Source organism: Arthrobacter sp. KNU40, from assembly GCF_051515115.1.
GTDB lineage: Bacteria > Actinomycetota > Actinomycetes > Actinomycetales > Micrococcaceae > Arthrobacter.
In genome coordinates this window covers 4139436-4163322 of record NZ_CP195850.1, presented here as the reverse complement: position 1 = coordinate 4163322, position 23887 = coordinate 4139436, and the positions used below count along the sequence as shown (strand labels likewise).

The following is a 23887-nucleotide window of genomic DNA, read 5'->3' as shown; positions in this document are numbered from 1 at the left end:
CTCGCAGTTGTTGTCGTTATGAGCCCTCAAAACGACAACAAATGCGAGCTAGTTGGGAAGCACACTGAAAAGGAACACAGCCGTGTCATCAAGCACCACCGTAGGAACCGCCGCACGTCCGCTGCGCGTCGCCGTCGTCGGCTCCGGCCCGGCCGGCGTCTACGCAGCTGACATCCTGACCAAGAGCGAGGCCGTCAAGAGCGGCGAGCTGACGGTCAGCATCGACCTCTTCGACCGCTACCCGGCCCCCTACGGCCTGATCCGCTACGGCGTTGCCCCGGACCACCCTCGCATCAAGGGCATCGTGAACGCCCTGCACAAGGTCCTGGACCGCGGCGACATCCGGTTCTTCGGCAACGTCGACTACGGCACGGACATCTCCATCGAAGACCTGCGCACCCACTACGACGCCGTGATCTTCGCCACCGGCGCCATCAAGGACGCGGACCTGAACATCCCCGGCATCGAGCTGGAAGGCTCCTTCGGCGGCGCCGACTTCGTCTCCTGGTACGACGGACACCCCGACGTTTCCCGCGAATGGCCGCTCGACGCCACCTCCGTGGCCGTGCTCGGTAACGGCAACGTGGCGCTCGACGTCGCCCGAGTCCTCTCCAAGCACGCCGACGACCTGCTGGTCACCGAAATCCCGGACAACGTCTACGCCGGACTCAAGGCTTCCCCGGTCACGGACGTGCACGTCTTCGGCCGTCGCGGTCCCGCGCAGGTGAAGTTCACCCCGCTGGAGCTCCGCGAACTGTCCCACTCCAAGGACGTGGACATCATCCTCTACGCCGAGGACTTCGAGTTCGACGAAGAGTCGGACCGCCAGATCCAGACGAACAACCAGACCAAGACCATGGTGGGCACCCTCACCAACTGGATCGCCGAGCAGCCCGAGGACCTCTCCGAGCTCAAAGCCTCCCGCCGGCTGCACCTGCACTTCCTGCACAGCCCGGTGGAGATCGTGGACTCCGCAGAGACCCCCGGCAAGGTTGCCGCGATCAAGTTCGAGCGCACCGAACTGGACGGAACCGGCAACGCGCGCGGTACCGGCGAGGTCGTGGACTACCCGGTCCAGGCCGTGTACCGTGCGATCGGCTACTTCGGTTCCGCACTGCCGGACGTAGAGTTCGACCACCGGCGCGGGGTCGTCGCGAACGACGGCGGCCGCGTGCTTGACGCTTCCGGCGAGCACGTTCCTGGCTTGTACGCCACGGGTTGGATCAAACGCGGCCCTGTCGGCCTGATCGGCCACACCAAGGGTGACGCCCTGGAGACGGTCACGTACCTCCTCGAAGACCGCGAAAACCTGCCGGTCGCCGCAGTTCCCGAGGCGGACGCCGTCGTCGAGCTCCTGGACGCCCGCGGCGTGAAGTTCACCAGCTGGGAGGGCTGGCTGGCACTGGACGCCCACGAGCTTGCCCTTGGCGCCGCCGCTTCCGAGGCCGGCACCTCGCACGGCGTCGAGGTCAAGCGCGAACGCATCAAGGTTGTACCGCGTGAAGACATGGTGGACATTTCCCGCGACGGCGTGGCGGCACAGGTCTAGCTCCTACAACGCGAGGTCACTTAGCGCCCATCCGGAGCATCGGAATGGGCGCTAAGTGACCCCGCGTTGCTCTCTATCGGGGTTAGACTCTCCGCATGGACGTCGTCGTCGTCGAAACGACCCAATTGGGGGACCGCAGCTACCTCGTTCACGACGGCACGGTGGCGCTCGTGATCGACCCCCAGCGTGATACCGACCGCGTCGAAATGGCAGCCCGAAACGCCGGCGTGACCATCACGCATGTCGCTGAGACCCACCTTCACAACGACTACCTCACGGGTGGCCTGACCCTTGCCCGGGAACACAACGCCCGCTACCTGGTGAATGCGGCGGACAACGTGGCGTTTGCGCGTGAGCCCGTTGTCCCGGAGGAGACCTTCAAAGTAGGCAGACTTTCCGTCAAAGCCATAGCGACCCCTGGGCACACGCACACCCACCTGGCCTATGTCGTTTCGGACCCTCACGCCGGTGCGGGCGTCCGGCAAGCCGTGTTCTCTGGTGGCAGCCTGCTCTACGGTTCTGTGGGCCGAACTGATTTGATTACCGCGGAGGACACCGCCGGGCTGGCCCATGATCAGTACGCCTCAGTCCGGCGGCTCGTGGCTGAGGCAGCACCGGACGCGATCCTGTACCCCACCCATGGCTTCGGTTCGTTCTGCTCCATCGGTCCCGCGAGCAGGATTCCCGCATCGACGATCGGGGAGCAAGCCGCCACCAACCATGCGCTCACCGACCCGGACGAAGACCACTTTGTCAGGCACCTCCTGGCGAATATCACGGCCTATCCGAGCTACTACGCGCACATGAGTCCACTCAACGCCCTGGGCCCGGGCCCAGCGATGCTCGACGTGCCGGAATCTCTGGAATCCGCGGAACTGGAGCGCAGGCTCGAGGCAGGGGAGTGGGTGGTGGACCTGCGCAACCGGGTCGCCTTCGCGGCGAGCCACCTGCGCGGCAGCGTGGCCTTTGAATACGGGACGGGATCGAGCTTCACAAGCTACCTCGGTTGGGTCCTGCCCTGGAATCAGCCGCTGACCCTGCTGGGCGACCGTGACGACGTCGAAAAGGCCATCCGCGATCTCGCAAGGATCGGATTCGACTCCCCGGATGCCGCCGTCGGCGGGGATATTGGGGCTCTGGCGCCAGGCGCGTCTTTGGTGCAGTACCCGGTCACCGACTGGTTCGGGCTGGTGCGCGACCGAACCCCCGGTGAGACGGTGCTGGACGTGCGCCGAACCGAGGAATTTTCCGCGTCCCACGTCCAAGGCGCGGCGAGCGTTCCACTGCACGAGCTTTTGCTCCGGCTGGACGAACTGCCGGACTCCAGGATCTGGGTGCATTGCACCTCCGGCTACCGGGCCAGCGTCGCCGCAAGCCTGCTGCATCGTGCCGGCCGCGACGTGGTGCTCATCGACGCACTCTTCCGCGAGGCAGCCGATGCCGGCGTTGAGTTGACGCGCGCCGCTCCGGCCTAAGTGAGCGAGGGTCCGGGAAAAGCAGGTCATAAGTGAGCGGGCGTTGCTCAAAACCCGGTCATATGTGAGCGGGCGTCGCTCAAAACCCGGTCATAGGTGAGCCGGCGTCAGCTGTTGATCCATTCCGCGGAGAAGTCCAGGTTGCGGTAGACGCTCGCGACGGCGGCGGCCTGGTCGCGTGCTTCGATGGCGTCGGCGAGCTCGTCGTGACCTTCGTGCGGGATGCCGTTGAAGCCGGCCTTGCGTTGCTGGCGCAGGAGATCGTCGTGGAAGACCCCGCCGAAGGACACATACAACTGGTGCAGCAACGGGTTGCCCGAAGCCAGCGCCACCCGTTCGTGGAAGTCCCAATCGGCCCGGGCCCAGGCTGGGTAGTCGGCGGCGAGCCACGCGTCGTGGCGTAGTTGGAGAAGGGCCCGCATGGCGGCGATGTCCTCGGCCGTGGCATGCTTCGTGGCCAGCCGGGCGGCCTGGGTGTCGAGCCCCACCCGGACCTCGACTACGTGCTCCTGCGTATGTTCCTTGTACATGCGTTGGGCTGCGCCGGAGATCTCGCTCGTGGCCCTGACATAAGTGCCGTCACCGCGGCGGACCTCCAACATGCCGCTGTGCGCCAAGGCTTTGATGGCTTCGCGGAGTGTTCCGCGCGAGACTCCGAGCGAGGCCATGAGTTCCGGCTCGGCCGGAATCTTCTCCTGCAGCGGCCACTCTCCGGACTGGATCATGCCGCGCAGTTGCCTGGTGACTTCCTCGGCCAAGGCGGGCCGGTGCGAAGGTGTCAGGCTCATGCCACGGGCCTTGGTCCGGCCTTGATCGGCGTGCGTTTGCTGGTCAGCTGGTGGCAGGTGACCATGAGGGCCAGGGCCGCCACGGCAAGGAGCGAGAGGGGGAGGGTCCAAGCTCCGGTGGCACTATGGAGCAGGCCCATGCCGAACGGTCCCAACGCCGCGATCAAGTACCCCACGGACTGTGCGACGGTGGACATGGCGGTGGTCTCCGCCGTCGTACGCCCGCTGCGGCTGATGATCACCAGGACCAACGGGAAGATGCCCAGACCGAAACCGAACATTACGGCGGGAACCGAGGCGAACGACGTCGGGAGCAACAGCATGGCGGGGATCGCCAGAAGGGTGGTCCCACTACCTAGGTACAGAGCCGGCCGCATCATGCCGGGTCGAGAGCCAATGGCCAGGAGGATCATGCCGGCGGCCACCGAAACCAGCTGCATGAGTCCGAACTGCAGGCCGCTCTCGGAGGCGCTCAGTCCTTGGGTTGTCAGGATGTATGCAAACCAACTCATCACGGCATACGCCAGGAGGGCCTGCAACGTGAAGATGGATGTGATGAGGAATCCCAACCGGGTGCGCAGGAGGGGCCACATGGATACGCGCTCCTGGTTGGCCTTCCGTGTAGTGCTATGGGTGTGGAGGACCATCGGGAGGAAACCAAGAAGTGCGGCGACGCCAAGGAGGCCCCACGCCGCCAGTCCCATCGACGGCGAGCCCAGTTGCTGCGCCAAGGGGACGCTGACCGCTGCAGCGAAGGTGGCACCGCCGGACATCGTGAACGTGTAAAGGCCGGTCATCAGGGAGGTCTTGCTTGCATAGTGCTCGCGGATGTAAGAGGGCATGGCCACGTTGCACACCGCCAGGCCGGACATCGCCAGCACTGTTCCGGCGAGGAGGGCGCCGGTCGCGGGGACGCTGCGGACCAGGAGCCCGGCCGCCAGCATTGCCAGCGCCACGAAGATCGACTTCTCAACGCCGATCCGCCGTGAAAGCCACGAAGTGCCCAGTCCTGCAACGGCGAAGCACAGCAAGGGGATGGACGGAAGAATCGACGCGACAAGCGCCCCGTAGCCGAGGAAAGCCTGCAGATCGTGGAACAGCGCCGCCGCGCTCGTAATGCCTGCGCGCAGGTTAAGGCCGATCAAGATGACGGCGATGATCCCGACGACGGCGACCACCCGGGATTTCGGCGCCACCGTACCGCCGCTGGTGGGCACAGTTGTTGCTTCCGTTGCGTGGGGAGTCGGGTGAGTTGAGGCCATGCTTAAAGGTTAGACGTTTGATGTTTGGCGCGGGAAGTTTTGTGGTGGAAATCTCCCGGTTGAAGTCCGGGCGCTGGTAGTCTCGCAACTGTTGCTGGCCAGGAACACGGTTCTGGGCAGGTTATGAACATTTTTTGGGGGAAGAATGCAGAACTGGCCCTTTACTGTCGTGCTCGCTGCCGTCGGAATTTTTACTCTTGGCGCTTGCGGCGCGCCGTCGTCAGCACCACCTCCGAGCGCCGCCGCACCACCTTCCGCGCCCGCGACGACTCCTTCGCAGCCGTCGCCCGCGCCGAGCGTATCCGCGCCGGATTCTCTCGTCACTGATGCGCTGAAGAATGTGCAATGTGCGGCCGACGCTCACGGCATCTGGTCTTTCTCCGGGACGCTGCACAACACCGGAACGGCATCCGCGAAGTACACGATCGCGATCGCCGTGGGAACGACAAGCAGCGTGGCCGGGCACGCGATGATCGAGAAGGAAGTCGCTGCCGGCGCCAGCACGGAAGTCCGCGCAGCAGAAGTCGCCCAGGCGGCACCTGCCGGCTCCACGTGTGATGCGGTGGTCTCAAAGTGACGGGAAACAGCGCCACCGGGGCTATCCGTGTCTTAGCAACGTTTGTCCTGACCGCAGTTGTCGCGGCCGGGCTCGCGCCCACGGCGGCAACCGCCGTCGCTCTCCCAGCAGTGGAGTCTCCGACGCGTTCTCCCGCCGTTTCAACGTCTCCCGCACCTTCCGAGACCGTTGCCCCTCAGCCGAGCAACGGCACGGCCCCGGCTCAGGAACCGACGGGGACGCCGGCGACGACAACTCCGCCTGCGACGGCTCCAACGGCGCCCTCCTCGGTGCCCGCGCCCGCTCCGACCCGGGACGCAGCGCCCGCAGCCCCGCCGAACATCGCTCCGACCGCCGTCGACATCGTTCCTACAGGAGCGATCGCGGCCAAATGGCAGCTATTGGGCGGTGCGGCGGGACCTTTGGGGGCCGCTACAGCGGACGAATCGTGCGACCAGGATCTCCTTTGCGTTCAGTTGTTTGCCGGCGGACGAATCTATTACACGGCGCTCACTGGTGCTCACGCTGTGCTGCTCACGGCAGGAAAGACGGGGCCCCAGTGGCACGCAAGCGGACAGCTTTCCGCGTTCGGCTATCCCCTCGGCGAGGAAAAATGCGATAGCAATGGCTGCTATCAGAAGTTCTCCAGTGGTTTGGATATCACGTGGAGCCCTGCCGGGGGTCCTCAGACTGTCTGGACCAAGGGTGGCATCGGCGACTCCCTGTTCCGCTTGTATGGTGGCTACGCCGAGGCGGGGTACCCCACGAGCCCGGAACTATGCGATCTGGTGAACGCCGGGTGCCAGCAGAGCTTCGGGAATCTGAGAGTTCTGTGGAGCTCGGCGTCGGGAGCGGCCGGAGTGTGGACACCAGGGGCTATTGGCGCAACGTATGCTGCGGCCGGAGCTGAATCTGGCTGGCTGGGGTATCCGACAACCCGCGAGACCTGCGGACTCAAGGCCAGCGGCTGTTACCAGATGTATCAGCACGGAGCCATCATCTGGTCACCGGCCAGCGGGGCGCGGACAAGCCACGGCGGCATTCGCTCTGCATGGGCCAGTGCGGGCTTCGAAAACGGACGGTTTGGCTATCCTGTTTCCGACGAAATCTGCGGCCAGCCAGCATCCGGTTGCCTTCAGCAGTTCCAAAGCGGCGTCATCTACTGGTCGCCGCAGACCGGGGCGAATGGCGTCAACGGCGGCATCCGTTCCCAGTACGACAACATGGGCGGACTGACAGGCGGCTATCTTGGCTATCCCTTGGGGGGCGAGGTGTGCGGCCAGCGCGACGGCGGGTGCTACGAGTGGTTTCAAGGCGGCCTCATCTTCTGGTCGCCGGCCACAGGGGCACAGCCTGTTCGGGGAGCCATCAAAGCCAAGTACGAACAAATGGGCTGGCATCTGAGTTACCTCGGCTATCCGGCGACGCCGGAGACGTGCGTCAACGGTGAATGTGTCCAAGCTTTCCAGGGCGGGTTCCTGACGTGGACGCCGGCCGCTACCCGCGACTACAGGCAAAGTGAGTGCACGGGGTTGAACGACGGCCGAGTGAAATACTCCTCTGGAAACGCCAACCACGTGACCTTGGTATATACCGCCGCCTACGGGCAATCGTTCGCCGGAGTTGCGTACTGCAAGCGGGTGGCAGGAACGTACGTGGCCGAGTGGACCACGAGCGGTTTCGTGGGCGCCAGCGGGTTCAAGCCACCCGGAGTTCCCTCGGGTCCTACCCGCTACAACTACTCGCCCACCGGCTCGTTCTCTGTCACGGAGGCGTTCGGCCTGGGTAATCCGGGGACGGCCCTTCCGTACCGCACGCTGAACCCCGGTTCGCGCTGGGGTGGAAATCCATGGACCGGGAACTACAACACGTACTTCGAATCCAGCTCGTGGGTGGGTTATGACGAGAACATGTGGTATTTCGCTACGCGCCCGCAGCATGATTACCGGCAAGGGGCCGTCATCAACTACAACCGTCCCCCTGATTCTCCAATCGTCCAAGACGCCGGATTTGCCATCTTCCTGCACGAAAACAAAGTGCCTACCGCCGGGTGCATCTCGCTGGACGATTGGGCGGTTGTGGACTTCCTGCAAAAGTCGACCCCTGGGGACAGGATCATCATGGGTGTTGCCGCCGACATCTTCCGCTAGGCCCCGTCGCGGTGGGAGCCCAACTGACTCGCAGTAAATGTCGTTTTCAGCCCTCAAAACGACAACAAATGCGAGTTAGTTGGGCCGGCCGGCCGCGAAGAACCCTCAGCGCGGGTTGCGCGCTCCCAGCCGTTGCACCGCCAGGGCAAGCCACAACTGCACCCGGTCCGGCGTCTGGGCAGGGTCATAGCCGGTGAGGTCCGTGATTTGCGCCAAGCGGTAGCGGACCGTATTGCGGTGCAGGGTCAGGGCTTCTGCGACGGCGGCCACTGAACCATTGTGGTTGAGGTAGCTTTCCAGGGTCGAAACGAGCTCCGAGCCGTGCGCGGCGTCGAACTTGCGCAGGGGAGTGAGGGCTTCGCTGGCCATATCGGCCAACGGCACATCCTCGCTCGCGAGCAACAGCGAGGTCAGGCTGAGCCGCTCCGGTTCGTTGACGGGCAGGCCGTGGGCCACGGCGTCGCGCGCTTCGAAGTAACTCCAGCGCACGCCGTTCGGCTTGGTGTACGCGCCGCCGATCCCGATCACCGCATGGATCCCCGCCTCCAGAAGGTGATCACTGAGGTCCTTCGCGAGCGCGCTCGCGGAACTGCCGTCGTCGGGCACTACCGTCACCAGGTCCTTCCCGACGACGGCGGTCACCCCGCGGTCGAGCGACTGCGGCAGCGAGGTGCTGCCGAGCTGTTTGTGGTGCGCTGCGGAGACCACCAGCAGCACCACGTTCTTGCGTGTGCTGTTGATTCCGACGCCGGCCAGGCGGCGGGCGCCCTCTACCGTGTCCAGCGTTCCGTGGATGACGTCGTCCAGCACCTGGCCCGCCAAGGCCCGCTGGCTCTGGCGCTGCTTGACCATGTTGTTGAGTTCCACGCTGATCAGGTTTTGCGCATAACTGACAATCCCGGTGTCGCCGAAGGGCTGCTTGATCCATAGGGTGCAGGCGTCGCGGCGGCCTGTCGGGATGGGGAAGGACGCCCAGTCGTCAGCCGTCGGTGCGGGGTTGCCGGCCACACTGTTGTAGAGCTGGGCGCTGAACTGCGTGAGGGCGATGTCGGTCCGGAGCATGCTGCCCAACTGCTTGAGCAGCTCGCCGAGTCCGCCACCGGTCAGCAAGGCCCGGGCCAGGATCTGGTGGCCCGCGATGAGTCGCTCCAGCTTCGAGTAGTGGTCAGCGGATTGGGAATCGGCCACGAGTTTGCCGATGGCGATGAAAGGGGTCTCGTACGGGACTTCGACGAGGGGCAGGCCCCAGCGGTTCGCTTCCGCAATGAGGGCAGGGGGCATGGCCTCGTGGGTCAGCCCGGTGCCGAAGCCGATGCCGACGGCTCCCGCGCGCTGGACCTGGCGCACGAAGCGGCGCTGTTCCGCGGCCCCGTTGAGCCTGAGGCCGGTGGTCAGGATCAGCTCGCCGCCGTTGAGGAAGCGTTGGGGATCCTCCTGCTCGGTCACGGCCACCCAACGGATATCTTCGTTCCAGGTGGTTTCCGCGAGGCCGGCTTTACGGAGCCGAAGAGAGGGGACGGCGACGAGCGCGGCGAGTGACATTGCCATGCCAAAAAGGATATCCCGGCACTGGTCATTCGCACTAAGTCGGGGTGGTCGGGGTGTGCACCTGACTATTCCGCGCTGCGGGGTGCTGGCATAGGCTCGGAGCAGCTGCAACCAATGCCTAGACACCGAAAGAGGTTGTACACCGTGGTCCAAACCTTGCAGAACTTCATCAACGGCGAGTTCGTCACGCCGGCAGGCACCGAACTGCTCGACATCGTGAACCCCACCAACGGGGAGATTGTCGCCCAGGCGCCTATTTCCACGGCGGCCGACGTCGATGCGGCCATGAACGCGGCGAAGGAAGCCTTCAAGTCCTGGAAGCACGTCACGCCCGGCCAGCGCCAGCTCATGCTGCTCAAGCTCGCTGATGCCATCGAGGCCAACAGCGACGAGCTCGTTGAGGCACAGCACCGCAACACCGGCCAGGTCCGCGCCCTCATTGCATCCGAGGAAGTTGCCGCTGGCGCAGACCAGCTCCGCTTCTTCGCCGGGGCTGCGCGCATCATGGAAGGCAAGTCCGCAGGCGAGTACTTCGAGGGGCACACCTCGTACGTCCGCCGCGAACCGATTGGCGTCGTGGCCCAGGTTGCACCGTGGAACTACCCGTTCCTCATGGGCATCTGGAAGATCGGCCCCGCCCTCGCAGCAGGCAACACCGTTGTTCTCAAGCCCTCCGATACCACTCCGGAATCCACCTTGGTCCTGGCCCGCCTGGCGGGGGAGATCTTCCCGGCCGGTGTTCTCAACGTGGTCCTCGGCAACGCGGCCACCGGCTCGATGATGGTCGAGCACAAGGTCCCTGGCCTGGTCTCGATCACCGGTTCCGTACGTGCCGGTATTGCCGTCGCGAGCGGGGCGGCCAAGGGACTCAAGCGCGCCCACCTGGAGCTCGGCGGCAAAGCCCCGGCCATCGTCTTCAAGGATGCCGACATCAAGAAGAGCGCAGCGGCCATCGCCGAATTCGCCTTCTTCAACGCCGGCCAGGACTGCACGGCCATCACCCGCGTGCTGATCGAGGACTCCATCCACGACGACATGGTTGCCGCCATGGTGGAGCACACCAAGACGCTGCACACCGGTTCGCAGAACGACGAGGAAAACTACTTCGGCCCGCTCAACAACGTGAACCATTTCAACGCCGTGAACTCGGTAGTGGAGCACCTTCCGGCCAACTGCAAGATCGAAACCGGCGGCCACCGCGCAGGTGACAAGGGCTTCTTCTTCGAGCCCACCATCATCACCGGCGCCAAGCAGACTGACGACGTCGTCCAGAAGGAAACCTTCGGCCCCGTCATCACCGTCCAGAAGTTCACCACCGAAGCCGAGGCACTCGAGCTGGCCAACGACGTCGAATACGCCCTGGCATCCAGCGTCTGGACCACGGACCACGGCACCGCCATGCGGATGAGCCGCGACCTGGACTTCGGTGCGGTCTGGATCAACACCCACATCCTGCTGACCGCTGAGATGCCCCACGGCGGCTTCAAGCAGTCCGGTTACGGCAAGGACCTGTCCATGTACGGCGTCGAGGACTACACGCGCATCAAGCACGTCATGTCCGCCCTTGATGCCTAACTCAGGCATATAACGCCCGACGCCCACACACGGTAAGCATAAGAAAGAAAGAACCATCATGACCGCAACAGCACATGAAATCACCTACCGCCTGGACCAGAGGCGCAGCATCAACGGCGCCTTCCCCGGCCCCAAGTCGCAGGCCCTGAACGAGCGCCGCGCGGCCGTCGTCGCGGCTGGTGTGTCCTCGGGCGTGCCCGTTTACGTTGAGGACGCCGACGGCGGCATCATCCGCGACGTCGACGGCAACTCCTTCATCGACCTCGGCTCAGGCATCGCTGTCACCAGCGTGGGCGCCTCGGATCCCGCCGTCGTCGCCGCCGTCCAGGACGCTGCAGCGCACTTCACCCACACCTGTTTCATGGTCACACCGTACGAGGGCTATGTTGCCGTCGCCGAGCAGCTGAACCGCCTCACCCCGGGCGACCACGAGAAGCGCACCGTGCTGTTCAACTCCGGCGCTGAAGCAGTGGAGAACGCCGTCAAGGTGGCACGCCTGGCAACCGGCCGTGACGCCGTCGTCGCCTTCGACCACGCTTACCACGGCCGCACCAACCTGACCATGGCGCTCACCGCCAAGGCCATGCCGTACAAGACCAACTTCGGCCCGTTCGCGCCCGAGGTCTACCGCATGCCGATGAGCTACCCGTTCCGCGAGGAAAACCCGGAGATCACCGGTGCCGAGGCCGCCAAGCGTGCCATCACCATGATCGAGAAGCAGATCGGCGGCGACCAGGTTGCCGCGATCATCATCGAGCCGATCCAGGGCGAGGGCGGCTTCATTGTTCCCGCTGAGGGCTTCCTGCCGGCACTGTCCGCATGGGCCAAGGACAAGGGCATCGTCTTCATTGCCGACGAGGTCCAGTCCGGTTTCTGCCGCACGGGTGAATGGTTCGCCGTCAACCACGAGGGCGTTGTCCCGGACATCATCACCATGGCCAAGGGCATTGCCGGCGGCCTCCCGCTGTCCGCGATCACCGGCCGCGCAGACCTGCTCGACGCCGTCCACCCGGGCGGCCTCGGCGGCACCTACGGTGGCAACCCGGTTGCTTGTGCTGCAGCTCTTGCGGCGATCGGCACCATGGAACAGCACGACCTCAACGCCCGCGCCCGCCACATCGAGGAAGTCGCACTCGGCCGCTTGCGTGAGCTCGCTGCTGATCCTTCTGCAGGTGGTGTCATTGGCGACGTCCGTGGGCGCGGTGCGATGCTGGCGATCGAACTGGTCCAGGCCGGCTCCAAGGAACCGAACGCGGAACTGACCAAGGCTGTTGCCGCCGCGTGCCTCCAGGAAGGCGTCATCATCCTGACCTGCGGTACCTACGGCAACGTGATCCGTCTGCTGCCGCCGCTGGTCATCAGCGACGAACTGCTCCTGGACGGCCTCGAGGTCCTGGCAGCGGCCATCAAGGCCAACGCTTAGCACTTCGGGGAAAGCTTGGCGTCGCCCTGACCACGACGGAAGAGCCGCGGACTGACCGTCCGCGGCTCTTCCGTCGTCTGGCCATCTTTGAAGAGTCCGTTGACGGCCAAGAGTAGACCACGGGATAATTCGCACGATGATGGAGTCCACGATGATGGAGTCATTGATGCACAGGATCGCCCGATGACCGCCCCGTCAGCTGCGGGAGCCGCTGAACCTCCAGACATGGGAGCTTCGGATTCAGCCACCGCTGAAAGGCCCGCACTTTTTCGGGACCGATATTTCGACTTTCTGCGTGCCATCGCGTTGATCCGGATCGTTACGCTTCACACTTTTGATACGGCGGTCTGGCTTACCGTTGCATTCCCCTCAATGGGAGTGATGTTTGCGCTCGCCGGCTCCTTAATCGCCCGATCGCTCGAGCGCCCTGCTGCATCAGTATTAAAGAGTCGGGCACGGCGTCTCCTGTTCCCGCTATGGGCTTACAGCTTGACGGTCGTGGCTGCTTTGCTCCTTGAAGGATGGCGGCCTGAACCAGGAGATTCCGGCTGGTGGCTTCGCTTGCTACTGTGGGTGTTTCCGATCATCGATCCACCGTTCCCTGGTAGCGCTGTAACGGACGCCGGCTTTGCCGTCTCGGCGTGGCCCTTGGCAGCGGACATCCTGTGGTATGTCCGCGCCTACCTCCTCTTTGTCCTCTTCTCTCCTATGATCCTGGCGGCGTTTAGACGCTGGCCCTTGGGAACCCTTTTCGCGCCGCTCTGCCTAGCGTTCGTATTTGGCACCGGGTTAGTGGAAGTTCAGGGGTTGGCCGCCCCTGCAGTGACCGACTTCGTCGTCTTCGGATCCTGCTGGATCCTTGGGTTCGCGCACTACGGTGGCCTCCTTCGAAAGCTTTCTCCCCGGCTGAAGCTTTCCGGCGGGCTCCTGCTCATGATCGTGGGCCTGCTGTGGGCCGCAACCCACCTTGGCGACGGTGGGTGGGACCTTGGTACGATTCCGTTCGCCCAGGCCACGTGGTCATTCGGTTCCTGCGTCCTTCTGATGGGCTTTTCTCCGTCTTGGAATACCCTCCCAAAACGACTACATAAGTTGGATAGACCACTAATCCTGATCAACAACCGCGCGGTCACCATTTACCTGTGGCACAGTCTGGCACTGATGGCAGCGGTGTATGTGAGCAACCTGCTATGGGACATTCCATTCTTGAGCAATTCAGCAGGTTGGCTTTTGGATAGCCAGATTTCTGAATACCTCGCGGTGTGGATGGTTCTGCTGCTGCTGATACCCCTGGTCGGTTGGATCGAGGATATCGCTGCCAAACGGCGCCCCCGCCTTTGGCCTTCGGGAATAAAAAAAGCGGGTAGATACGCGTGAAAAGCGAGTAAGTGCCCGCGTGCGAACCAAGTGTTCGAGCTGCTTTTCGAGTGGAGGCAGCATAAAACAGGTAGTCCGACTTGCAAGAGCAGCCCTCCAAGGCCTAGTTACGGGTGAGGAGCACTCGCGTCACCACTGACAGCGCCGCCGTAAGTTTGACAACGAGTCTCCCCAAAAGTCGAAGGAGGTCCGTCATGGTCCCGAACATCCTCGCGACCGGAGTCCCGACCGGGATCGCTTCCAGGGGCAATCCATGACGACGCGCTCGACTGTCCCGCAAATACTGCCTCTTGGCTCGGTCAGCTCCGAGCTCGCGGCACCTACCGGACATTTGAAAGTTGCCGAACACAACGGTCTGTTGTCTATTTCGGCCGGGGTAGTCGGCCTGCTGAGCTACGGTTGCAACCTCTTGATGGCGAATGCCCTGGATTCCGGGAGGTACAGCCAATTCGCTGCAGGGCAGATGATGCTTGGCATCGTTGGGATCGTCGCTTCGGCCCTGGTGCCCTTGCCGTTGTCTCATGCAGTCGCGATGCATTCGACCGGATCAGAGCCTCGACGTGACGGCATTGCATTCGCAGCGCAAGTCTCCCTGCTGGCCGGAATTCTTGCCGCCTTGGTTGCAGGTGGGGTGACGCTTGCCTTTGCTCCTCCCACGATGGCCGCGGCAGTGGCTGTCGCAGCCCTGGCGCTGTTCCTGGTCGCGGCGCCGTCCGGATGGCTGCAAGGTGAGCTCCGGTTCATGCGCTACGCCTTAACGTCTATTGGCGAAGTCGTCCTACGCCTCTTGTTCAGCATCCTCGCCATTATTCTGATCTGGGGGCCTGACGGCGCGATTCTAGGCTTCGTCATCGGTGCGCTTGCGCTGCTTGCAGTTCCTTTCTCCTTCTACCGGGACCTGACTTGGCGTCCCCATGTTCTGCGGCAAAAGTGGCGCTGGGTCGAAACCGGCGATATCGCGCTGACGTTGTGCGTTGTTTCGGTGCTCGTGGGAGCAGACGTAGTTGTGATCGCGTTTCTGGACGGAGGTTCCGACGCCTCTTCGGGTTTCCAGGCGCTGGCCACTATCGCCAAGGGGCCCGTATATGTTGCTGCCGGCACCGTATTGGTAGCATTCCCTTTGTTGCGTACCCCGGGGGCCCAACTCAATAATGTTTTGAGCGCTTCATTGCGTTCATTCGGTCAACTCGCCCTCGTGGCGTTTGCCGTGATCGCGACGGTGCCAAGGGGGCTGGCGTCACTGATCTTGCCTGAGCGCTACCATGTGGCGCTTTCGCTATTGCCGTGGCTGGCGGTCTCAGGCCTCAGCTATGCGACACTGACGGTGCTTGCTACGGTTCTGCTTGCTTTGCGTGCCTACCGGCGCTGCCAGCTGGGTCTAGGCGTCGCCTGCATCCTGGTGCCCGGAGGGCTTTTCGCAGGATGGCAACTCAACGGAGTAGACGGCTTGGCAATTGGCTGTGCTCTGGGATCCATGCTGGCCGCAGCCGTGCTGGCGGCAATCTCTTATCCCCTGTTGCCGCCTGGCACCGCGACCGACACGGTTCGAGGAATTGCGGCGGCCGTAGCGCTCATTGTCCTGTTGTCATTGGTCAGTCTTCAACCCGCTCTCTGGCTGCTAGTTGTACTCGGAATTGGCCTAGCTGTCCTGGCTCGCCAGCGAGGGAGGAGGCCCGTCAACTCAAAGTGGATCAGGCGCTTCCGTCGCTTGATGGTGCTTCGTGCATCAGGGTCGGCAGACGTGAAAGCGATGCTACGTAAATTCTGGTTTTCGGGGTCTCGGGATGATACGCAAATACAGCCGGATCCCACCGCCGTCGCGACTGAAAAATCGTCCAAACATCGCGTGAGCGGACGGGTACTTCCCATTACGGCCCATTCAGCGAGGACTCTGGCGGCCTTTGTCTTGATCTCGGGCATGGCGTTAGGTATCCGCTGCGTCGGATTGCTACAGGGGTTCGAGCTTTGGGTTGACGAAATGCTCTATGCCAAACTGGGCCAATCTGTCAGCGCAGGGCAGCTTCCCAATCTTCCGGACGGCCCTTTCTTCCTCCATCCTCCAGGGTTCTTCCTTGTAGAGGGCGGCATCATCAACTTGTTCGGGATTTCAGGTGGCATCGTCGATGTCGTTCTTGACCTCCGGTGGCTTAATGCCGTGATCGGGTCGACATCAGTAGGACTGGCATTCCTCGTGGTCCGAAGGGTCGCAAACAAGCCGGCTGCCTGGGTAGCCGCAGTAGTGCTGTCGTTTGAGCCCTTCGTGTTACGCAATAACAGCCACGTCTTTCTTGAAACTCTCGGGATGGCCGCAGTCCTCGGCGGCCTGATGCTGCTGGTGGCCCAATTGAAGCGGCGGGCGAATAAGCTTGCCGTCCCGCAGCTGGTACTCGCCGGGTTGCTTCTGGGCTATAGCGTGCTCACCAAGGACGTTTTTGCGCTCTGCACGATCGTACCCACGATCGTAGGTACTTTCTGGCGACGTACTCTTCGTATTCGGGACGCGGTCATCGTTGTGGCCGCCACGGCCGCGCCATACATTCTGTACTTGACAGTCATTGCAATCCAAGGACAGTTCCCGGAATGGGTGTGGGCCAAAACCAACGGAGTGCAACGCCTGATCGGCGTCGAGAAATCTACGGGATTCACTGCGGCGGGTTCCCCTGATTTTCTAACCCGGTTGGTCGACCAAGCAGGTCATTTTGGCTCGAGCTATCTTTTGCTGGCGCTTTGTCCGATTGCCGCTTGCCTGGTGTGCTTTAGCCACCGCGCCGATCGACGCATGATCGGGCTTGTCAGCCTGGCATGGGGTGCGTTCGGCTTGTACAGTGCCGTATTTGGGACGTTCGAGGAGCAGTATGGATACGGCGTTGTTCTCGCGGGCGTCTTGAGCGGAACCGTCCTTGCCGCGGAAATCGTGGAAAGACGTCCGCGATTCCGTTGGACAATCATTTCCGGCGCCATTGTCCTGATCGGACTGGCTATGGTGCTCGGAATTCGAACTGAATTCACCGCGGACAACGGATATGTCCAAGTGCGGAATTGGATTCAGGGAAACTTGCCGGCCGATGCACGAGTCAGCGTTACGAACAGTACTGGGCAATTCATGTTCGCGGAGGATCCGCGTTTCGGCGTCTGGCCTTCTGCGCCGTTGATGGAACAGAGCGGAGCCACTTACATCCTCACCCAATCCCTCCCCACAAGTCAGGGATACGGCTATGCGCAGCCGGCGATGATCTCGTGGCTGTCTGCGAAGGGGGTGCCCTTGATCATCGTCCAGGGGCCGACAAACGGATCAACAACGCTGTGGCGTGTCAGTGAGGCGGACCTGGCGGAGGCGGCCGCCGCTGGCGTTGGAACACCAACCCGAACCTACGCCACCGAGCGGTAGCTGCCAGACGGGTGATTCTTCCGATAGTATATTCGGGGTCGGAGGCTTGCTAACCACTGAGCGGCGGCCATTGGCAGGAACCGCGCCTGACAAAACTGACCCTCGCTCAGGACAGTTGTAACCCCGTTATCCAAAAAGGCTGCTCGGCTAGCAGGTGTTTTTCGTGTCGCTTACGTCGTTGCCTTCCCCGGACGTCACTTTGACATCTCCGCTCCGGCAGATTGCGCTGCCCGTGACATGAATGTTCGTCAACTGACCGGTGAAATAAACCGACGGACCCGCGTTGTCCGTGAAGGTATTACCTGAGATCACTATGTCGTGGATGGCCGCACTCCCACCGTAGTAGCCGGTACGGATGCCGTTCGGAGATCCCCAGAAGCGGTTATTGGCCACGGTGATGTTAAACGCTTCGTTGTTTCCCACGGCAATCTGCATCCCGGAACCGTGGGGTCCGCCTCGAACGTCGTTGTTTCGATACAGGACGTCGTAAACCGGCGCACCGATTGTCTGGGCCACGAGTCCGTCGTCTCCGTCCGCCCCTTTGCCCTGATCCACGTGGTTGCCCTCAACGACGCCCGAATGTGAATCCGTAATGTGGATGCCATCCAACTGGTTGTATCTTCCGTTCGTTGTCACAGCCGTGGTGTTATTTCTGACGCAAAAGTTACTGCTGTCGACAACTGCTATTGAGTAGGTGAAAGGGTTTGTCGTTGAAACGCCTTCGACAAGCGCATTTGAGGAATGCCGGACATCAACAAGATACTCGTTCAATCGTCCAGCCGTGTCCCCGTTCAGGACGTCGCCGCTCTGGTCGGCAGTCAATTGCGAGATTGTGACGTTAGTCGCTCCGTCTGTGGTGATGAGCGGATGGCCTCCATGGGGGCCCTCGGAATCCAGGAAGTTCGAAGTGGCCTTTAGGACTGTCGATGGTCCGGCGCCCTTCAATTCAACGTTGCTTTTCAATACGAGTGAACGATCGAGATCGAAACGGCCGGCAGGTAACTGCACAACCGCTCCTCCGGCGCGTGCCGCAGCGTCTATCGCCTGCTGGATCGGAAGGGAGTCATCCACTGAATCATCCGGATTGGCTCCGTCTGCATGCCGGATTTGTGTCGCGCTACTGCCATTGGCGCTGCACGATGAGGCGGTTCCGCGGGACGCCTGGACGATACTCCCGCCCAGGACGATTGCTACGGCGACTGCAGAAAGAACAGCTGCCTTCCCCGCTGTAGTTCTCATCCGGTCAGCATATCTCCGTGCCCGGAGGGCCTCAACCGTTTGTTGAAAGTGTCCTGAGCTGTTGCGATCGCAGACCCACTTCAAGGTAGTTGGACCGAAGTGCGTCGACGATCTCAGTACGGCGGCGACGGAGTAGTACGTGTGTCGGCAACCGTTGTGGCGCGGGCGATCCGGCGCGTAGTTAACCCTTGGCAGGAGTAGGGCACAACCGGGGGCAAGTAGGGTCACTCGCCACAAAAGGTAGGAACGGCTTGCTCTTTCGAGTGTTTCGCACTCGTGTCACCCTAACAGGGCTCCCCTAGGGTTTGTGATCAAACCCCCAAGCTAGTAGGAGGCCTGAACGTGATTTCCTTTAGTGAAGTCGTTCCGCAAAACGGGACCTTGGCCCAAAGCCCCACCAGTCTCGCCAATGAGGGATTGCGGCGTTCACCGGTCGAGCTGGAGGTCGTCATTCCGGCTTATAACGAAGCGGACCTGATCGCTCGCACGCTTCGGCAAACTGTCGCATTCCTGGAGTCCCAACGTTGGAGTTCGCGAGTCGTGGTCGTGGACAACGGCAGCGTCGACGACACGGGGCTCCTTGTCCGGCAAGTCGCGCGGGAGTGCGGCGGTGCAGTTCCGGTAGTTCTGTTAGGTTGCTCCTGTCAAGGCAAGGGGGCCGCGGTCCGACGAGGGATGCTCAGCGGTACGTCAAAGTTCACGGGCTTCTTTGACGCAGATCTTGCCACGCCGGTTGAAACGTTAACGGCCGCCATGGAACACCTGGAAGCAGGGGTCGGAGCCGTCATTGCGACACGTCATGCCCCGGGCTCGACTTTCGTCCGTTCACAGCCGCTGGGCCGACGGGTTGGCGGTGGGGCATTCCGCATTCTCACCAAATCCATGGTCCAGGGCATCAGCGACACACAATGCGGATTCAAGTTTTTCGAGCGGGATGTTTTGACTCGGGCAATGGTGCGGTGCCGCACTTCGGGCTTCGCCTTCGACGTCGAACTCCTACAGCGGATCCAGCGCGACGGCGACCGAATCGTAGAGATTCCGGTGGCCTGGACTGATGGACCCGGGTCTACATTCCACCCACTCCGCGACGGCATTTCTAGTTTCGCCGCGGTCCTGCAGATGAATCGGTTGTTGCCATGACATTTTCCAGCGTGAACTCCCTCTTGCACCTCTCCGGCAGGCATTTGCTGGTTTTGAACTGGCGGGACATTCGCCACTCCCAGGCGGGCGGAGCCGAACAATATATGCACGAGATTTCGAGACGTTGGGTCGACGCCGGAGTTAAGGTCACCTGGTTTACGGGGCGGGACGGAGCCCAGACTGAAAAGGACACCATCGACGGTGTCAACATCATCCGGGGAGGGGGCACGCTCGCACTGTATCCCCGGGCAGCGCTCAGGCTCTTAAGCCAACGCGGCGCCTACGACGCCGTAGTTGACTGCCAGAACGGAATTCCTTTTTTCTCCCCTTTGTTCGTACAAAGAGGCGTTCCGGTGGTCCAAGTGGTTCACCACGTCCACCAAGAGCAGTTCCGGACGAGGTTTTCACCCCCCATGGCCGCGCTAGGACGGTATTTGGAAGGCACAGTGGCGAAGGCAGTCTACGGGCCCCGGGCCATCGCCGCGGTTTCGCCATCTACTCGGTTGGAGCTGCGTCGTCTCGGGTTTCAAGGGCCTATTCATGTGGTTCCCAATGGAACTATTGAGGTCCCGGACACCGTTGGCCCTCGTGATCCGGATCCGACCATAACCATTGTGAGTCGTCTAGTGCCGCACAAACGAATTGATACGCTTCTCGGCCAGGTTGCTATAGCCGCAACCGCCGTTCCGCGTCTCCGGCTGGAGATAGTAGGTGATGGTCCGGAGAGGACACGACTGGAGAGTCTCGCCAGGGACCTGGGCCTTGATTCCACCGTTACTTTTCATGGATACGTGCCTGACCATGTGCGAAACACTTTGCTCAACCGCGCTTGGCTCACGATGTGCACCTCTGCCGCCGAGGGGTGGGGGTGTTCCGTTATTGAGGCCGCAGCCTGGGGCGTGCCCTGCCTGGCTCTGCGGGTACCGGGAATTCGCGACTCGGTGGTTGACGGCAGCACCGGTTGGCTCGTTGATTCTCCAAAGGAACTTGGGGCGGCCCTCATCGGCGGGTTGGATGCTTTGTCCGACGCAGGGGCGAGAAGTAGAATTTCCGCTGCCTGCCAGGAGTGGGCGCGCTGTTTCACGTGGGACCGGAGCGCGGCCCTCCTCGCAGGCGTACTCTTTGATGAGGTTGGACGCACGCAGCGTGGGCATAGCGACGCCCGGCGGGCCGTCAATCGCTCCGACATGTCGACACTAGCGAGCTTCGAGCTCCCGGCGGGCACTGACCTGGCCGCCGTTTTGCGGGCGACGGATGAGATTGCTGAACGCGACGGGGTTGTTTCCGCAGTGCTCAAAGGTTGCGATGAGTTTGAGGCGTCGGCGGTCATGAGAAGGCTGGGTGCAACCCATGCGGAGTTGCGTTCAGCCAGCGGCTCTGACCTGCTTGCAGGCCCATCCCGTTTCCGGGCGGTGGATCCAGCCGATGTCCGGTGGTAGCACCCCAAGGGTAGGTCCACAGGAACCGGGGACTTTGCACGTACTCCATCTGGGGTTTGAAGACCCGATGATGCCTGGGGCCGGCGGCGGGTCGGTCCGCACGCACGAGATGAACCGCAGAATGGCGTTCCAAGGTCACGATGTCACCGTCCTCACGACTCGTTATCCCGGTTGGGCGGATCGTATCCAGGATGGAGTCCACTATGTGCCAATCGGCTTCGGACAAGGGAAGTCCCGGCTGACCAGGCTGCTCGGGTACATAGCCCGGCTTCCGTTTGAGGCGCGGAAACGTGGTCAAGCCGCAGATTTGGTGGTCGAGGATTTCTTTGCCCCATTCTCAACGATGGCGGCACCATTGTGGACGAAGCGACCGACGATCGGGCTCGTGCAATGGTTGCATGCACAGGAAAAGTCACGGGAGTATAGGTTGCCGCTCCATCTGATTGAACGGGTAGGTGTGCGCCAACACCGACGGCTGATCGCCGTATCGCAAGACACAGCCGACCGCCTGACCGAGATCAACCCTGATGTGCACGTGGATGTGATTGGCAATGGGGCTGACGCCGAAGCGTTCGAGGTCCGTCCGCAACTTGGCCGCGACATCGTATGCATCGGACGGCTGGAGCTTTTCGGAAAGGGCATCGATCTTCTCCTTGCGGCTTGGGCCGAGGCGTCCCCGCACGTCGACGGTGACCTTGTCATAGCGGGATCGGGCCCGGACGAGGACAAGATACGCCGAGAGATTGACACCCTGGACCTGGCCGGGCGCGTGCATCTTGTGGGCTGGGTCACGGGTCGGGAAAAGTTTCAGTTGCTGAGCTCGGCGAGATTGGCAGTGATGCCGTCGAGGGCGGAGACCTTCGGACTCGTTGCGATAGAGGCCATGGCCGCTGGCACGCCAGTTATCGCTTTTGACATACCTGGTCTGAGGGAAGTGGTGCCAGCAGGGTGCGGCTGGCTCATCCCTCCCTTTGATGTAGCGGCCCTAGCCCGCGAGCTCGTCCAGCGGTACAGTGCCGCCTCCGAGCTGGCCAAAGCCGGTCCGGCAGGCCGGATCTTCGCGTCAACGTTTGACTGGGATCTGCTGGCCGGCCGCCAGATAGATGCATATCGCGCCGCGCTTTCGACCCTGGGGACGCCGTGCCCGCTTCCTCGGTGACAACTGAGGAGCGGGATGAAGACTGAACCCGGCCCTGCGACCCTAGAACAGGAAGCAAGATCATGTCCGTTGCATCGCTGTCCCGCGTCGAGGGCTCTTTGACGACCAATAATCCGTGGCTCTTTCTTTCCCCGCACTTGGACGATGCCGTCCTGTCCTGCGGCGCCCTCATGGAATCTGCGGCGAACAACCGGAAAGTTGTGGTGGCGACGCTCTTCACCGAAGCCGGGCCCGCCCCCTATACACGGGCTGCACGATCTTTCCTGCGGCAGTGTTCAGCTCATGACGCCGGCGATCTCTTTGAAGCCCGCCGAAGGGAAGATGCCGCGGTCTTCAACGACTTGGGAGTTCAGCCCATTCATCTCGGAGCCACGGATGCCTTGTTCCGGAAGCGGGAGGAAAAGATGGTGCGCAGCGGGGTCCTGGGACGCGCGTTGCCGGAACTCGTGCATCGCTACCCCACTTATCGGTTCGACATCGCCCTTGGACGGATTTCGCGTGGTGATGCGTCGCTTATCTCACGGCTCCGTGACAGCGTTGCGGGCTTGATCCAGCAGCACAGTGCTGACTTGGTGTTCTGCCCAGTCGGAGTCGGAAGGCATGTCGACCACCTCATTACCCGGATGGTCGGAGAAGCTTTCACCAACCATGTCGTCTATTACTCCGACTTCCCCTATGACCAGACCTTCCAACCAGATGAGGCCTTTCTCGATCGAAAGGGCCTCGGATCGTGGCTCTGGGAGGACCGGATTCCCGCCAAGCATCGGCTCGTCCGCAAATATGCCACCCAGGCGGACGCACTGTTTCCCGATGGCCGAATACCGGTTGCTCCTGAGACCTACTACGTTCCCGTTTTGAGGACTTGAAGGCCTGCCCCCGGGGGCTAGGCCGCGCTGAGCCGTGCGCTTTTCCTGATGACCGAGTTCTTGCGTGCCGTACGCAGCATGTCGAGGGTCAGGAGCAGCAGCGCCAGCCACACGATTCCGAAGCCCACCCAGCGGTCCGGTGTCATGGTCTCGTGGAGGACCGCCAAAGCCACGACGAACTGGAGGACAGGCGCGAAGTATTGCAGGAGGCCGATGGTGGTCATGGGCAAGCGGCGCGCGGAGGCACCGAAGAACAGGAGCGGCACGGCGGTGATGATGCCCGAAGCCGCCAGCAGCCAGAAGTGGCCCGGGCCGTTGCTGCCCAGAGTCCCGGCACCCGTGAGGCCGAGGACAATCATGGTGGCGCCGGCGATCGGAGCGAGGACCACGGTTTCCACAGTAAGGCTCGTGATGGCGTTGACCTTTGGCCCTACGCGTTTCTTCACGAAGCCGTAGAGTCCAAAGCTGAACGCCAGGACCAAAGCGATCCACGGCAGCTTGCCATAGGAAACCGTCAAAACGCCGACGGCGATGAAGCCGATCACGACGGCGGCCCACTGGAGCGGGCGAAGCGTTTCCTTCAGGACGAACACCCCGAGGAGTACAGACACGAGCGGGTTGATGAAGTAGCCGAGCGAAGCTTCGACCGCGTGCCCGGTGGTGACACCGAAGGTGTAGGTCAGCCAGTTGATGGCGATCAGCCCGGCGGCTATCGCGAGCGGTCCAAGGACGGCCCGGTTCCTGAAGGCATTGCCGAGGAGGCGCCATGTCCGGGTGATGGTGATGAGCAGGGCGCAGAAAATGAGCGACCACACCACTCGGTTGGCGACGATTTCCACGGCTCCGGCGGGTTGCAACACCACGAAGTAGAGCGGGAGCAGCCCCCACAGACCGTACGCCCCGATGCCGAACACGACACCCGCCGTCGTCTCTTTCTTTGCCATAGCAGCGGC

General features: G+C 62.5%; 17 protein-coding genes. 12 read left to right on the top strand and 5 right to left on the bottom strand.

Going from position 1 to position 23887, the window contains the following annotated elements; translation table 11 throughout:
- Positions 1–82: 82 nt before the first annotated feature.
- Together ACSKT0_RS19345 and ACSKT0_RS19340 are read left to right on the top strand one after the other, a co-directional pair.
- Positions 83–1549 (top strand): FAD-dependent oxidoreductase, encoded by a 1467-nt coding sequence (locus ACSKT0_RS19345; RefSeq protein ID WP_437771155.1) that lies wholly within the window; start codon positions 83–85, stop codon positions 1547–1549.
- Between the two features lie 95 nt (positions 1550–1644).
- Positions 1645–3024 carry an MBL fold metallo-hydrolase gene (locus ACSKT0_RS19340; protein ID WP_437771154.1) on the top strand — a complete coding sequence of 460 codons (1380 nt, stop codon included), beginning with the start codon at positions 1645–1647 and terminating at the stop codon, positions 3022–3024.
- Positions 3025–3131: 107 nt separating this feature from the next.
- On the opposite strand, the gene ACSKT0_RS19335 is transcribed toward ACSKT0_RS19340, so the two are convergent.
- Both ACSKT0_RS19335 and ACSKT0_RS19330 read right to left on the bottom strand, forming a co-directional pair.
- Positions 3132–3812, bottom strand: a complete 681-nt coding sequence (locus ACSKT0_RS19335) for a FadR/GntR family transcriptional regulator (RefSeq protein ID WP_437771153.1) — start codon at positions 3810–3812, stop codon at positions 3132–3134.
- Positions 3809–5074: an MFS transporter gene (locus ACSKT0_RS19330; RefSeq protein WP_437771152.1), complete on the bottom strand. Its 1266-nt coding sequence runs from the start codon at positions 5072–5074 to the stop codon at positions 3809–3811. Before ACSKT0_RS19330 ends, ACSKT0_RS19335 begins: the two co-directional genes overlap by 4 nt.
- A 145-nt stretch (positions 5075–5219) precedes the next feature.
- On the opposite strand from ACSKT0_RS19330, the gene ACSKT0_RS19325 reads away from it, so the two are divergent.
- Both ACSKT0_RS19325 and ACSKT0_RS19320 read left to right on the top strand, forming a co-directional pair.
- Positions 5220–5651 (top strand): hypothetical protein, encoded by a 432-nt coding sequence (locus ACSKT0_RS19325; RefSeq protein ID WP_437771151.1) that lies wholly within the window; start codon positions 5220–5222, stop codon positions 5649–5651.
- On the top strand, positions 5648–7780 hold the full coding sequence (locus ACSKT0_RS19320) for a hypothetical protein (RefSeq protein ID WP_437771150.1): 2133 nt from the start codon (positions 5648–5650) through the stop codon (positions 7778–7780). Before ACSKT0_RS19325 ends, ACSKT0_RS19320 begins: the two co-directional genes overlap by 4 nt.
- 105 nt (positions 7781–7885) lie before the next feature.
- Here the strand turns inward: ACSKT0_RS19320 and ACSKT0_RS19315 are convergent, their stop codons facing one another.
- The gene (locus ACSKT0_RS19315; protein ID WP_437771149.1) at positions 7886–9328 is read right to left on the bottom strand and encodes a PucR family transcriptional regulator; all 1443 of its coding nucleotides are present in this window, start codon (positions 9326–9328) and stop codon (positions 7886–7888) included.
- Positions 9329–9472: 144 nt separating this feature from the next.
- Between ACSKT0_RS19315 and ACSKT0_RS19310 the strand changes: the two genes are divergently transcribed.
- The 4 genes from ACSKT0_RS19310 (at position 9473) to ACSKT0_RS19295 (ending at position 17091) form a co-directional block, all read left to right on the top strand.
- Positions 9473–10903, top strand: a complete 1431-nt coding sequence (locus tag ACSKT0_RS19310; RefSeq protein ID WP_437771148.1) for a gamma-aminobutyraldehyde dehydrogenase — start codon at positions 9473–9475, stop codon at positions 10901–10903.
- A gap of 58 nt (positions 10904–10961) precedes the next feature.
- Positions 10962–12326, top strand: coding sequence for a 4-aminobutyrate--2-oxoglutarate transaminase (gene gabT, locus ACSKT0_RS19305; RefSeq protein WP_437771147.1), 1365 nt, complete (start codon positions 10962–10964; stop codon positions 12324–12326).
- Between the two features lie 225 nt (positions 12327–12551).
- The gene (locus ACSKT0_RS19300) at positions 12552–13703 is read left to right on the top strand and encodes an acyltransferase family protein (RefSeq protein WP_437771146.1); all 1152 of its coding nucleotides are present in this window, start codon (positions 12552–12554) and stop codon (positions 13701–13703) included.
- 253 nt (positions 13704–13956) lie between these two features.
- Complete coding sequence (locus ACSKT0_RS19295; RefSeq protein WP_437771145.1) at positions 13957–17091, top strand: hypothetical protein; 3135 nt, start codon at positions 13957–13959, stop codon at positions 17089–17091.
- Positions 17092–17238: 147 nt separating this feature from the next.
- Here ACSKT0_RS19295 and ACSKT0_RS19290 read toward each other — a convergent pair whose 3' ends face one another.
- The gene (locus ACSKT0_RS19290) at positions 17239–18330 is read right to left on the bottom strand and encodes a glycosyl hydrolase family 28-related protein (RefSeq protein WP_437771144.1); all 1092 of its coding nucleotides are present in this window, start codon (positions 18328–18330) and stop codon (positions 17239–17241) included.
- A gap of 342 nt (positions 18331–18672) precedes the next feature.
- Between ACSKT0_RS19290 and ACSKT0_RS19285 the strand changes: the two genes are divergently transcribed.
- The 4 genes from ACSKT0_RS19285 to ACSKT0_RS19270 all read left to right on the top strand — a co-directional run bounded on the left by ACSKT0_RS19285 (position 18673) and on the right by ACSKT0_RS19270 (position 22934).
- Positions 18673–19470 (top strand): glycosyltransferase, encoded by a 798-nt coding sequence (locus tag ACSKT0_RS19285; RefSeq protein ID WP_437771143.1) that lies wholly within the window; start codon positions 18673–18675, stop codon positions 19468–19470.
- The gene (locus tag ACSKT0_RS19280) at positions 19467–20909 is read left to right on the top strand and encodes a glycosyltransferase family 4 protein (RefSeq protein ID WP_437771142.1); all 1443 of its coding nucleotides are present in this window, start codon (positions 19467–19469) and stop codon (positions 20907–20909) included. The genes ACSKT0_RS19285 and ACSKT0_RS19280 overlap by 4 nt, the downstream gene beginning before the upstream one ends.
- The gene (locus tag ACSKT0_RS19275) at positions 20821–22068 is read left to right on the top strand and encodes a glycosyltransferase family 4 protein (protein ID WP_437771141.1); all 1248 of its coding nucleotides are present in this window, start codon (positions 20821–20823) and stop codon (positions 22066–22068) included. The genes ACSKT0_RS19280 and ACSKT0_RS19275 overlap by 89 nt, the downstream gene beginning before the upstream one ends.
- 62 nt (positions 22069–22130) lie before the next feature.
- On the top strand, positions 22131–22934 hold the full coding sequence (locus ACSKT0_RS19270; protein ID WP_437771140.1) for a PIG-L deacetylase family protein: 804 nt from the start codon (positions 22131–22133) through the stop codon (positions 22932–22934).
- Positions 22935–22951: 17 nt separating this feature from the next.
- Here ACSKT0_RS19270 and rarD read toward each other — a convergent pair whose 3' ends face one another.
- The gene (gene rarD, locus ACSKT0_RS19265) at positions 22952–23878 is read right to left on the bottom strand and encodes an EamA family transporter RarD (RefSeq protein ID WP_437774083.1); all 927 of its coding nucleotides are present in this window, start codon (positions 23876–23878) and stop codon (positions 22952–22954) included.
- Between the last annotated feature and the right edge of the window lie 9 nt (positions 23879–23887).